This is a genomic window from Alistipes putredinis DSM 17216 (assembly GCF_000154465.1).
Taxonomy (GTDB): Bacteria; Bacteroidota; Bacteroidia; order Bacteroidales; family Rikenellaceae; genus Alistipes; species Alistipes putredinis.
The window spans coordinates 57,355-70,594 of record NZ_DS499581.1; the positions used below are offsets into that span (position 1 = coordinate 57,355).

The 13,240-nt window shown below is 54.8% G+C and carries 8 protein-coding genes and 2 tRNA genes; 4 read left to right on the forward strand and 6 right to left on the reverse strand.

All coding sequences use genetic code 11. The annotated features are described in order from the left end of the window. Position 1: 1 nt before the first annotated feature. Complete coding sequence (locus ALIPUT_RS11220; protein ID WP_004330107.1) at positions 2-1,333, forward strand: glucose-6-phosphate isomerase; 1,332 nt, start codon at positions 2-4, stop codon at positions 1,331-1,333. Positions 1,334-1,769: 436 nt separating this feature from the next. Here the strand turns inward: ALIPUT_RS11220 and ALIPUT_RS11225 are convergent, their stop codons facing one another. The 4 genes from ALIPUT_RS11225 to surE all read right to left on the reverse strand — a co-directional run bounded on the left by ALIPUT_RS11225 (position 1,770) and on the right by surE (position 5,143). Continuing rightward, positions 1,770-2,297, reverse strand: coding sequence for a hypothetical protein (locus ALIPUT_RS11225; protein WP_004330109.1), 528 nt, complete (start codon positions 2,295-2,297; stop codon positions 1,770-1,772). A 172-nt stretch (positions 2,298-2,469) separates the two neighbouring features. Further along, positions 2,470-3,120, reverse strand: coding sequence for a response regulator (locus tag ALIPUT_RS11230; protein ID WP_004330110.1), 651 nt, complete (start codon positions 3,118-3,120; stop codon positions 2,470-2,472). Positions 3,121-3,122: 2 nt separating this feature from the next. Further along, positions 3,123-4,076 carry a sensor histidine kinase gene (locus ALIPUT_RS11235; protein ID WP_004330111.1) on the reverse strand — a complete coding sequence of 318 codons (954 nt, stop codon included), beginning with the start codon at positions 4,074-4,076 and terminating at the stop codon, positions 3,123-3,125. 293 nt (positions 4,077-4,369) lie between these two features. After that, the gene (gene surE, locus ALIPUT_RS11240; RefSeq protein WP_040293968.1) at positions 4,370-5,143 is read right to left on the reverse strand and encodes a 5'/3'-nucleotidase SurE; all 774 of its coding nucleotides are present in this window, start codon (positions 5,141-5,143) and stop codon (positions 4,370-4,372) included. Positions 5,144-5,705: 562 nt separating this feature from the next. Between surE and rplS the strand changes: the two genes are divergently transcribed. Next, a complete protein-coding gene (gene rplS / locus ALIPUT_RS11245; RefSeq protein WP_022460438.1) occupies positions 5,706-6,074 on the forward strand; it encodes a 50S ribosomal protein L19 in 369 nt (122 codons plus the stop codon). A gap of 378 nt (positions 6,075-6,452) precedes the next feature. Here rplS and ALIPUT_RS11255 read toward each other — a convergent pair. Continuing rightward, positions 6,453-6,537, reverse strand: a tRNA-Ser gene (locus ALIPUT_RS11255). Between the two features lie 357 nt (positions 6,538-6,894). Here ALIPUT_RS11255 and ALIPUT_RS11260 point away from each other — a divergent pair. Both ALIPUT_RS11260 and ALIPUT_RS11265 read left to right on the forward strand, forming a co-directional pair. After that, positions 6,895-8,379, forward strand: a complete 1,485-nt coding sequence (locus ALIPUT_RS11260) for an OmpP1/FadL family transporter (RefSeq protein WP_040293972.1) — start codon at positions 6,895-6,897, stop codon at positions 8,377-8,379. 167 nt (positions 8,380-8,546) lie between these two features. Further along, positions 8,547-8,618, forward strand: a tRNA-Arg gene (locus ALIPUT_RS11265). A gap of 331 nt (positions 8,619-8,949) precedes the next feature. Here the strand turns inward: ALIPUT_RS11265 and rpoC are convergent. After that, complete coding sequence (rpoC, locus tag ALIPUT_RS11270; RefSeq protein WP_004330118.1) at positions 8,950-13,209, reverse strand: DNA-directed RNA polymerase subunit beta'; 4,260 nt, start codon at positions 13,207-13,209, stop codon at positions 8,950-8,952. Positions 13,210-13,240: the final 31 nt, after the last annotated feature.

Below are 13,240 nucleotides of genomic sequence, written 5' to 3' on the forward strand. Positions count from 1 at the left end.
CATGAAAACCCTGTCGTTCGATCCCATTCGCGCCGATGTCGCAATCACCGAGAAGGAAAAATCCGCAGCCCTGCACGCCAACGCGCTGCTGCACAACGGCCAAGGTGCCGGCAACGATTTCCTGGGCTGGGTGGGGCTTCCCTCCGCCCTCGGCGAAGAGGAGTTGCAGGCGATCGAAACCGAAGCCGCCCGTCTGCGCGACCTGGCGGAGGTGATCCTCTGCATCGGCATCGGCGGATCCTACCTGGGTGCACGCGCCGTCTATGAGGCGTTGAGCGACCCGTTCAACCTGCTGCACGAACATCCGGCGAAACCCATTCTGCTTTTCGCCGGACAGAACCTATCGGAAGACTATCTGGCCCGTCTGCTCGCAGCCGTCGAAAACCGGTCGATCGCGGCCATCGTGATCTCCAAGTCGGGCACCACGACCGAGCCGGCCATTGCCTTCCGGCTGATCCGCGACGAAATCGAACACCGCTACGGACGCAAGGAGGCGGCCCGGCGCATCGTCGCCGTTACGGACCGCAGCCGGGGGGCGTTGAAAACCCTCGCGGACCGCGAAGGCTACCGCACTTTCGTCATTCCGGACGATGTGGGCGGACGTTACTCGGTTCTGACCCCGGTGGGTCTGCTGCCGCTCGCGGCGGCGGGAATCGACATTCGCTCCCTACTGGCCGGTGCATGCGAAATGGAACGGGCGACGGCCGACGGAGTCCCGTTCGACGAAAATCCCGCAGCCCGTTATGCCGCCGTACGGAATATCCTCTACCAGCAGGGATTCATGATCGAAATACTCGCCTCCTACGAACCGCAATTACAATATCTGGCCGAATGGTGGAAACAGCTCTTCGGCGAGAGCGAAGGCAAGCAAGGAAGGGGAATCTTCCCGGCCAGCGTCACCTTCACGGCCGACCTGCACTCGATGGGACAATACATTCAGGAGGGAGAGCGGACGCTGTTCGAAACGGTCGTCTCCGTCGCCGCCCCGGAGCACCGGGTGAAGATCGGCAGCGACCCGGACAACCTCGACGGACTCAACTTCCTGACAGGCAAGCGCCTTTCGGAAATCAACCATACGGCCGAACTGGGCGTGAGCCTGGCCCATGCAGACGGGGGCGTCCCCAACCTGCGGATCGAAATTCCCCGCATCGACGCCCGCAGCCTCGGCACCCTGATCTATTTCTTCGAAAAAGCATGCGGCATCAGCGGTTACCTGCTGGGAGTGAACCCCTTCGACCAACCGGGAGTCGAGGCTTATAAAAAGAATATGTTCGCCCTGCTGGGCAAGCCCGGCTACGAAGAGGAGGCCGAAAAACTACGCCGGAAACTGTAATCCCCTCGGCTGCTGCGACCGGCGAACACAAGAGGATCCGACATTCAGACCGAATAAAACAGGAGTAAAAATCTTTGTGATTTTTACTCCTGTTTTTTGTAAAACGACAACTATCCAATCAAAAGTCCATTGCCGGAAACCACCTCCTACTCAAGACATTTTTTTAGAATAATTCCAAATGCCGCAATCCAAAGACAAACACCGAAAAATATATACCAGTACGGATGCGGGGCACACAACTCTTGGGCCCAATCTCCCTGTTTTTTATAATATCCATATTGAGAATAGAACATCAAAAAAAACATGATTCCAAAAAGGTACAAGAAAAAATCATCGTGCTGATTTTCCGATTCAAATCGCTTGTTATAATAAAATAAAATAAAATAAGGACTGCATTGCACAGTCCTTATTTTGTCGAATATGAATCCCGTATGACTTACAGAATCCGTACGCCTTCGGCGCTGCGTACCATCACAGAGTTGATGACCTCATCCGGAATGATGCCGTAAACGAATGTCAGCTTGTAAGTGCTGTCGTCCGCAGCCGTCATTACCATCGTTTCGCCGACACCGCTCATCTCCCCGGTTTCTTGATTGAGCTGGCCGAAAAGCCAGTCCACACCGGATACGGTATAGTCGTATGCCCAATTCTCGCCGTCGGAATATTTACCGGTAAGTTTCTTGGAAGTTTCGTCGAAAGTATAGGTACCCGTCATCTTCACGAACCCGTTCGAGCTGACGTCCTGATACATTTCGAAATTCTTCTCCTCGTCGAAAACGATATAAACCTCCTTCGGGAAATTCGTATCGTCGCCGCCTACCTCCCATTTGGTCATATGCCAGCCGTAAACATCGACAGGCTTGGGATCAGGAGGGGTAGGAGGAGTAGTTTCCTCGTTGTCACTGCAACCGACCAGCGCCACTCCGAAAAGCGCCACTGCCAATAAACTAATCAATCTTTTCATATTTCAATTATCAGGTTATACCCGTCTGAAACCGGACAGAATCAATTTCACAACACGCAAATATAATCAATCGAACGCTATTTCCAAAATTTTCACGTCGGAAATCCGAAAAAAGCCGGAAAGGAGGCCCGTTTTCATCGAAATTATCGCAGCGCTCCGCCCGACATCGGACTTACAGCACATCCACCAGGCCGTGTCTGACGGCATAAACCACCAGGCTCGCCGTATTTTTACATCCGGTCTTCTCCAGAATATTGGCCCGGTGCTTGTCCACCGTGCGCTTCGAAATGAACAGTTCGTCGGCGATCTCCTGGTTCGACAGCCCGCGGCACACGCAGACCAGAATCTCGATCTCCCGGGTCGAAAGGCGCTCGTCGGATCCTTCGTACCCGGACACTGCGGTCTGCATCCGGCTGGCGAGCGACCGCAGCACCTCCTCGCAGAAATAGGTGCCTCCGGCCGCCACCGTTTCGATCGCCCGCAACACTTCGTCCATCGGGGAATCCTTCATCAGAAACCCCTTGGCCCCGGCCTGAACCATCCGCGAGTAGTAATTCTCATCCCCGAACATCGAAAGGGTAATGACCTTGAGTCCGGGCTCCAGAGCCAACGCTTTCTCCGTCGTTTCCGCCCCGTTCATACCGGGCATGGCGAAGTCCATGAAGACCACGTCGGCCTCCGTCGCGGGCAGCATCGCCAGAAATTCCTCTCCGGTCGAAGCCTCTCCCACGACCCGAATTCCGTCGTACCGGTCGAGCAGTCCCCGCATCCCGCTGCGGAACAGCGAGTGATCGTCCACCAATATAATTCTGCAAAGTTCCATCGTTACAGTTTTTCCGCCGACTCAGCCTGGGTGCTGACCCGGATTTTCGCCTGCATACCGACGCCTTTGGCACTCGTGATGTCGAACCGCCCGTTCAGGGAGTTGATACGCGAAGCGATGTTCGACAACCCCATGCCGCAATCGGTCACGGCGGCAGGGTTGAACCCGCGTCCGTTGTCCGTATAGTCGAGCGCGAGCGTATCGCCGCTCTTGGAGAGCGAAAGGTTGATCTCCGTACACCCCGAATGTTTGAGCGAATTATTCACCAGTTCGCAAACGACACGATAGAGAATCACCTCGACGTCGGTATCATAGCGCTCCGAGCGAAGGTTGGTCGTGAAACGGATCTTCACGTCGTGCATCGCCGAACTCTTTCCCACGAAGTTCTGGATGCCCCGCGCCAGGCCGAAATCGTTGAGCACATGCGGCGAAAGGTTGTTCGAAATTTCCCGCAGCGAGCGGATCGCCTCGTCGATCACATAAGTCGTATTACCGATGATCTCCTGCTGATCGGCCGGCAGCGACTCCCGTTGCAGGGCCGACAGCGACATACGGGCCGACGAGAGCAACGGCCCCAGCCCGTCGTGCAAATCCTTCGCGAAACGCGACCGCGATTTCTCCTCGGTGCGCAGCACGGCCGTCAGGATGCGCTTGTTGAGCAACTGCCGCTGGCGGTTGAGCCGGGCGATGTACTTGAAAAGCTTATGGGCATACATCACGCCGATCGACATACTGATCGAAATGACCAGTCCCAACCAGACGAACACCTCATAAGGCAGCGTCTGACCGTTGGCACGCAGGAATTGCACGACCCGTTCGACGGAAAGGAGCGTAAATCCGATGGTGAACAGAATCCAGATCGAATTGTACTTGGTCGTACGGATCAAACGGATGGCGAACAGAGTCGCGATCGTCTGGATGACGATGGCCACGATGAGTAAAATTTTGATCAGCATATTGAATATTCCGCTAAAATTCGAATTCTTCCGCTCCGACGCACCGGCCCGAACCGCTTCCCGTCTTCACGAATACAAATATAGGAAAAGACGGGAGTAATTGAAAATTTATTTTCGGACAGCCGGTTCAAACACCCTCTATTCACCTCGAAACGAACGAAAATCGCCTCGGCACATTCCTGCGACTCCGGCAATTCCGACTTCGGACCGAAATCCGGAATTACGCCCCGGGCAGCTTCCGCCGCAAAACAGGATCGCCCAATCTCCGGCACCAGCCTCCGGTCCGATAAATCCTATCCGAGTATCCGCTCCAGCGGAGCCATCTGCGCATAGTCGGTCATATCCGTCTGCACGGGAACCACCGAAACATAGCCGTTCGCCAATGCCCACTCGTCCGTATCGGTCGATTCGGGTTCGCTATTGACGAACGCACCCGTCAGCCAGAAATACTCCCGGCCCCGAGGATCGTGGCGACGGAAAAACTCCTCGCGCCAATACCCTTTGTTCTGGCGGCACACCCGAATACCCTTCACCGCTTCGGGCCGTCCCTTGGGTATATTGACATTCAAACAGAACGGCGTGGGGGGATTGGCCTCGACCACCGCACGCACGATGCGCTCGCTGTAAATCTTCGCGGCTTCGAAATCCGCCTCCAGACTGTGATCGTCCAGCGAAAGCCCGATGGCAGGACAACCGTAGAAACTGCTCTCGATCGCACCGCCCATCGTACCCGAATAGAGGATATTGGCCGCCGAATTCGAGCCGTGATTGATCCCCGAAAGCGCCAGATCGACCTTGCGGCCCTTGAGAAAGTAGTCGAAAGCGATCTTCACGCAATCGACCGGGGTTCCCGAAAAAGCATAAACCTCCACACCGTCGCCTTTCGACACTTCGCGCAGGAAAAGCGGATTATTGATCGTTATCGCCTGACTCATACCGCTCTGCGGCGTTTCGGGGGCAATGGCGACCACCCGGCCGAACTTGCGTGCGACCTCAAGGAGCGCCTGAATACCTCTTGAATTGTAACCGTCGTCGTTGGTGACGAATACCAACTTCTCTTTCATCATATTTTTCTCCGATTTTAGTGACAAATATACGAAAAGGCGGGCGACATTCGTCGAACTCGTTCGAAAAGAATGTCCGAACCGCCTCCCATATTCCATACAACATACATACTTCCTTCCCTGCACCCGGGAAATTCCCCGCATGCCGATCCCGTCGGAAAATTCCATTGTAAACAAAAAGGATCGGGGCAGGGAGTTGCAGACTAACCGCAAACCATGTGCCTCAAAGTTCGAGAGCCATCCATACGCACCGCCCGTCGAAGCAATCCGCACCTCCCGACACGATTCAAGATGAAACCCGTTCACCTCCCACACCCGCCGCAGCCGGCATCGCCGCACAATCGGTCCGGCTGCGGAGTCATCTATTTTTTAGACAGCCGATTGCCCGTTTGGGAAAAAGTTTCTATATTTGCGGACCGTATCAACCTCTTATATTGGGTGCGAAGCCACGACCGGGAACATCAATCCGTTGATTTTCGGAGGATTGCAGAGTAAGATCCCTGCATGGTAGGCAAACACAGCGATAATGTTGAACGCAGAAATCATCAAAAAAATTGTTGCAACAATGAACAAGGATGCAGTAATCCGGCTCGTCAACGAGCAGATGTGGACCAAGACGGATGTTCCGTCGTTCCAGGCCGGTGATACGATCACCGTTACGTACAAGATCGTCGAGGGTAACAAGGAGCGCCTGCAGAGCTTCCGCGGCGTAGTTATCCAGATCAAGGGTACGGGCAAGACCAAGATGTTCACGATCCGCAAGATCTCCAACGGCATCGGCGTCGAGCGTATCTTCCCCCTCTATTCGCCCCACATCGAGAGCATCGAGGTAAACAAGCAGGGCGTGGTTCGTCGCGCACGCATCTACTACCTGCGCAACCTGACGGGTAAGAAAGCCCGTATCAAGGAGAAGAGAGCCGCTTCTACGAAGTAGATCCTTCCGCCTGCAAGAAAAAAGCCTCCGTTCGAACGGAGGCTTTTTTCTTTAACACGAATCTTCACAACGCCGATACCCGCACCAGCTAAAAAAACGCTATTCCGGCCGGGCAAACATCTCGTCCGTCACCGGGTAGTCGATTTCGAAACCCCGGATAATAACTTTTCCCAACTTCCGACAGACAAGACAAAGATCGAGTTGCGGCCCGCCTTCCCGCGACCGACCGAAGAGCCACATATCCCTGCCAATACCCGGCCGTCGGCCGTCCGCACTACGGACGATCCCGAAACGCTCCGAATAAATTCGTTGCCTCCGAAAAACAAAAAGGTTGCAAACGAATATCGTTTGCAACCCAGCCGACCTCCCGGTCGTTTGCGGAGAGAGAGGGATTCGAACCCCCGGAGCCTCGCAGCTCAACGGTTTTCAAGACCGCCGCAATCGACCACTCTGCCATCTCTCCGAGTGCAAAAGTATAACGGATTTTCGATTCTGCCAAATCTTTCCTCCGGGTAATTCCAAGTCCCCCGATCAAAAAAACGTCCTGAAACAATGAAATCTGATCTCGAACAACGGTATTTTACTTTCCTGTTATTTTCGAATCGAATCCAATTCTGACCAATTATATCCATTTTAGTCCACTTTTTAAGAAATTACGAACAAAATATTTTCCTACTCGACTTTGTTTTCGTACTTTTGCTCCGTTTTAAGACAAGCATTTTTGAAAGCATGGATGAGAATCGCTCCGAAACTCGTCCGAGCGCATAAACTTACCACAGAAATCAATATATTTTTCAAATTATCAACTAAAACTTTGATTATGAAGCAACTGCTACTAACGATCTCGGCCCTGCTGTTCGCAACGGCGGTCTGCGCCGAAGGCTACCAAGTCAATACCTTGAGTGCAAAACAGTTGGGAATGGGACACGTGGGAACAGGTATGAAACTCAATTCCGAGTCGATCTACTTCAACCCGGCGGGAACCGCCTTCCAAACCTCCCGATTCTCCTTCTCGGTCGGCATCACGGGCATCAAATCCAATGCAACGTACCTGTCGAACAACGACTACCGGGGCAATCCGCAGATCCAAGCCCACTCGGACAACAAGATTTCGACGCCGCTCTACGCCTATTTCAACTACAAAGCCACCAAAAATCTGGCCGTCGGCCTGGGATTTTATACCCCTTACGGCTCGTCTATGAACTGGGGCGACAACTGGGTCGGAGCACATCTGATCCAAAGCATCGACCTGCAAGCCTATACATTGCAGCCGACGATCTCCTACAAATTCTGGGATAAACTCTCGGTAGGTGTCGGCATGACGATCACCTGGGGTACGTTCGACCTGTCGCGCTCCATGTTCCCCGTCGGCGAAGCGACGAACAATACGATCGCCGGATTGCTGACCGCCGCAGGGCAGGGACAATACGCCGAACTGTTCACCCAGGCAGGAGATCGCTCCCTGGTATCCGCCCGGATCAAAGGCGACGCCAAAACTGCGATCGGCGTAAACGTAGGTATCCTGTGGGACATCACCCCGGAATGGACCCTTGGTTTCTCCTATCGTTCGAAAGTGAAGATGAAAGTGGCAAGCGGCACGGCCAACCTCCTGTATGCCTCTCCCGAAATCGGGCAGGTCCTCCAGGCAACGGGAATGATTCCCGACTTGAGCAGCGCTTGCGTCGAAACGGAACTCCCGCTGCCGGCCAACCTCGCTTGGGGCGTGGGCTTCCGACCGACCCCGAAGTGGGAAATGGCTTTCGACATCCAATACGTCCTGTGGAGCGCCTATAAATCGCTCCACGTAGATATTACCGACCCGACGACCGGGGCATCGGTTTACGATCTGCCGACGAGCATCAAGAACTATAAGAACACGGTGGCCACCCGTATCGGCGTCCAATACCACGCCTGCAAATTCGTCACGGCACGCCTGGGTATGTACGTAGATGAAAGCCCCGTACGGAGCGATTTCCTCAACCCCGAAACCCCTTCGATGACCAAAGTATCCTACACGGCCGGCGTGACGATCAACCCCTGCAAAAACGTATCGATCGATCTGGCATACGGATATATCACCTCGGCAGACCCGGAGCGGACGGGATCGTGCGACTACTACAATTCACTCACTTACAAAGCGGTCTATGCACAGACATACGGGCAGCTCATCGCAGGCGGAATGGCCCCGGAGCAAGCGAAAATCCAGGCTCATACCACGGCAAACGACAAGGCGATCCAGCCTTTTTCGGGCAACTATTCCCTGTCGGCGCACACTTTCGCTATCGGAGTGAACCTGAAATTCTAAAACCGCCCCGATTTCCCGTAAAAATCACTATATTTGCAGTGCGTACTTTCCCGGTACGCACTGTTTCTGTTTATCGGGATCTCCGGCACGACACACGCTTCCCGATCGAAAGCCAACGATTCCTCCCGGCCGAAACGACTTCGGGAAGAAGCCGGACAGCTTTACAAGGCTCCATAGTTCAAGGGATAGAACGGAAGTTTCCTAAACTTCAAATTCGCGTTCGAGTCGCGGTGGAGCTACTATCTTCTCTTCAGGACGACCTACCCGGTCGTCCTGTTTGCATATTGCTCCCCATATAATCCGATCGAAAGCCAGCTTTCAACGGCATACCACCGATCATATCGACATCCGAAATAGTTTCGTTCGATCCGGTTTCTTCCATTGCAGCCACAAAAACGAGCCAGAACAATTCGGTGTCCCGGTTATTCGCCCGACATGGCTTGAACTGCGAAGCGACCAAAAAACTCCGCAACGAAGTCCGCCATCTTCCGGAAGCAGGTGACAAAACCCCATAAAAAACGGGAGCAGACTTTCCGTCCGCTCCCGTTCGATTATGATAAAAATTATCTATTACTTGGCAGCCTGAATCGCCTCCAGATCCTCCTTCAATCCTACGACCAGATTGTCGTACTCCCGCATACCGGTACCACCGGGAATCAGGTGGCCGCAAATCACGTTCTCCTTCAGGTTCTCCAACGGATCGACCTTGCCCTGGATCGCAGCTTCGTTCAGCACCTTGGTCGTCTCCTGGAAGGAAGCGGCCGAAATGAAGCTCGAAGTCTGCAATGCGGCACGGGTAATACCCTGCAGAATCTGCGTGGAAGTCGCAGGAACGATATCACGCTCCTTGACGAGATTCAGGTCACGACGCTTGAGGCTCGAATTCTCATCACGCAACTTGCGCATCGAGATAATCTGCCCCGGCTGTACGGCCGTAGAGTCGCCGGCATCCGTTACGACCACCTTGTCATAAAGCTCGTCGTTCACGTCCATAAACTCCCATTTATCGACGATCTGATCCTCGAAGAAGCGGGTATCACCCGGATCTTCGATCTTGACTTTCGACATCATCTGGCGTACGATCACCTCGAAATGCTTGTCGTTGATCTTCACGCCCTGCATACGGTACACCTCCTGCACCTCATTGACGATGTACTCCTGCACCTTCGTCAGACCCAGGATATTGAGAATATCGCTCGGGGTAATGGCACCGTCCGAAAGCGCACCGCCGGCCTTCACGTAGTCGTTCTCCTGAACGATGATCTGACGCGACAGCGGCACCAGGTAACGGCGTACGTCACCTTCTTTTGACGTGATGATGATCTCACGGTTACCGCGCTTGATCTTGCCGAAGGTCACCTCGCCGTCGATCTCCGAAACGATGGCCGGATTGGACGGGTTGCGGGCCTCGAACAACTCCGTAACACGCGGCAGACCACCGGTGATATCGCCGCCCGACTTGCCGACGGCACGCGGGATCTTGATCAGGATATCGCCGGCCTTGATCTTCGCATTGTCCTTGACAACCACGTGGGCCGACACCGGCAAGTTGTAGGATTTGACCTCTTCGCCCTCCTTGTTGATCACCTTGATCACGGGGTTCTTGGTCTTATCCTTGGATTCGATGATTACCTTCTCCGAAAGACCGGTCTGCTCATCGCGCTCGTCACGGTAAGTAACACCCTCGATAACACTGTCATAAACAGCTTTACCCTCATGCTCGGAGATGATTACCGCGTTGTACGGATCCCACTCGCAGATCATGTCGCCCTTCTTGACTTCGGCACCGTCGCTCATATAGAGCATCGAACCGTAAGGCAGGTTGTGCGTATAAAGCACGATTTCGGTCTTGGGATCCACGATGCGGAACTCCGACTGACGCGAAATGACGATGTCCACGGCTTCGCCCTGCGGGTTCTTGCCCTTCACGGTGCGAAGCTCGTCGATCTCCAGACGACCTTCGTATTTCGAAACCACATTGGTCTCGACAGCCGTACCGGCCGCCACACCGCCGACGTGGAACGTACGGAGGGTCAGCTGCGTACCCGGCTCACCGATGGACTGTGCCGCGATGACGCCAACCACTTCGCCACGCTGTACCATGCGGGCCGTAGCCAGGTTGCGTCCGTAGCACTTCGCACAAACGCCGCGACGCGATTCGCAGGTAAGCACCGAACGGATTTCGACGGACTCCAGCGGCGATTTCTCGATGGCCTCGGCAATCGACTCCGTGATCTCCTCACCGGCCTTGCAGAGCACCTCGCCCGTGAGCGGGTGAATCACATCGTTCAGAGCCGTGCGGCCCAGGATGCGATCGTAGAGCGTCTGCACCACGTCGTCGTTGCGCTTGATGGCCGTAGCCGTCAAACCGCGCAGCGTACCGCAATCCTCCTCGTTGATGATTACATCCTGCGCAACGTCCACCAGACGGCGCGTCAGGTAACCGGCATCGGCCGTTTTCAGCGCCGTATCGGCCAAACCCTTACGGGCACCGTGCGTAGAGATGAAGTATTCGAGCACCGAAAGACCCTCCTTGAAGTTCGAGAGAATCGGGTTTTCGATAACTTGCTGACCGCCCTCGACACCAGACTTCTGCGGCTTGGCCATCAGACCGCGCATACCCGAAAGCTGACGGATCTGCTCCTTCGAACCGCGGGCTCCGGAGTCCAGCATCATATAGACCGGGTTGAAACCGTCGTCATCCTTGATCAGGGTGTCGATCACCGTCTTGGTGAGTTTCGTATTGATATTGGTCCAGATGTCGATGATCTGGTTGTAGCGTTCGTTGTTGGTGATAAGACCCATGTTGTAGGATTCGATCACCTCGTCGGCACGCTCGTATCCCTCCTGGACCAGTTTCTCCTTCTCCTCGGGAATAATAACGGCATCGAGGTTGAACGACAGACCGCCCTGGAAGGCCATCTGGTACCCCATCGCCTTGATATCGTCGAGGAATGCAGCCACCTTGTCGGCACCCGCCTTCTTCATCACCACGGCGATAATGTCGCGCAGCGAACGCTTGGTAAGCACCTCATTGATATAACCGACCTCTTCGGGCACCACCTGGTTGAACAGGATGCGGCCGATAGTCGTTTCCTTCAGTACCCGCACCTTGTTGCCGTTCTCGTCCACGTCGCTGACCATACATTTCACCTGCGCATGCAGATCGGCCCGCTTCTCGTTGTAAGCGATGATCGCCTCCTCGGGACCATAGAAAGTAAGGCCTTCGCCTTTGACGCCCTTGCGGGGCTTGGTGATATAGTACAGACCGAGAACCATGTCCTGCGAAGGCACGGTGATAGGAGCGCCGTTCGCGGGGTTCAGGACGTTGTGCGAACCGAGCATGAGCAGCTGGGCCTCCAGAATGGCGGCATTGCCCAGCGGCAGATGCACGGCCATCTGGTCACCGTCGAAGTCGGCGTTGAACGCCGTACAAGCCAACGGGTGCAGCTGCATGGCCTTGCCCTCGATCAATTTGGGCTGAAAGGCCTGGATACCCAGACGGTGCAACGTCGGGGCACGGTTCATCAGCACCGGATGCCCCTTGATGACGTTCTCCAGAATACCCCAGATAACGGGGTCTTTCCGGTCGATGATCTTCTTGGCCGATTTCACCGTCTTGACGATACCGCGCTCGATGAGTTTGCGGATTACGAACGGCTTGTAGAGTTCGGCCGCCATATCCTTCGGAATACCCATCTCGTGCATCTTCAGTTCAGGACCGACGACGATGACCGAACGGGCCGAATAATCGACACGCTTACCCAACAGGTTCTGACGGAAGCGACCCTGCTTGCCCTTGAGCGAGTCGGACAGCGACTTGAGGGCACGGTTGCTTTCGTTCTTCACGGCGTTGCTCTTGCGCGAGTTGTCGAACAGCGAATCGACCGCCTCCTGCAACATACGTTTCTCGTTGCGCAGAATCACCTCCGGAGCCTTGATCTCGATCAGACGCTTCAGACGGTTGTTACGGATGATGACGCGACGGTAGAGGTCGTTCAGATCCGACGTAGCGAAACGTCCGCCGTCCAGCGGCACCAGCGGGCGCAGCTCGGGAGGAATCACCGGCAGCACCTTCAGCACCATCCACTCGGGTTTGTTCCGGCCTTCCGAAGCACGGAACATCTCGATCACATTCAGGCATTTGAGCGCCTCGCTCTTGCGCTGCTGCGAGGTTTCCGTCGAAGCCTTGTGACGCAGGGCATAGGACATGGAATCCAGATCGACCTGCTGAAGCAACGTATAGATCGCCTCGGCACCCATCTGGGCCACGAACTTGTTGGGATCGCTGTCATCGAGCGACTGGTTGCCCTTCGGCAGCGCGCCCACGATGTCCAGATACTCTTTCTCCGAAAGGGTCTGCAACCGTTCCACACCCTGCTCGGCGGCAGCACCGGCGTTGATTACCACATAGCGCTCGTAATAGATGATCGCCTCCAGCTTCTTGGAAGGGATACCCAGCAGATAGCCGATCTTCGAGGGCAGGGAGCGGAAATACCAGATATGCACCACCGGCACCACCAGCGAAATGTGGCCCATGCGCTCGCGGCGCACCTTTTTCTCGGTCACCTCCACGCCGCAACGGTCGCAGACGATGCCCTTGTAACGGATACGCTTGTACTTGCCGCAATGGCACTCGTAGTCTTTCACGGGACCGAAGATACGCTCGCAGAAAAGACCGTCGCGTTCAGGCTTGTAGGTACGATAGTTAATGGTTTCGGGCTTCAGCACCTCGCCGCTCGACTGCGCCAGAATCTCTTCCGGCGAAGCCAGTCCGATCGAAATGGAGCTGTAACCGTTATTCACTTTATTGTCTTTATTGAATGACATAATGCAATGCTTTTTTCTTATCCTCTATATA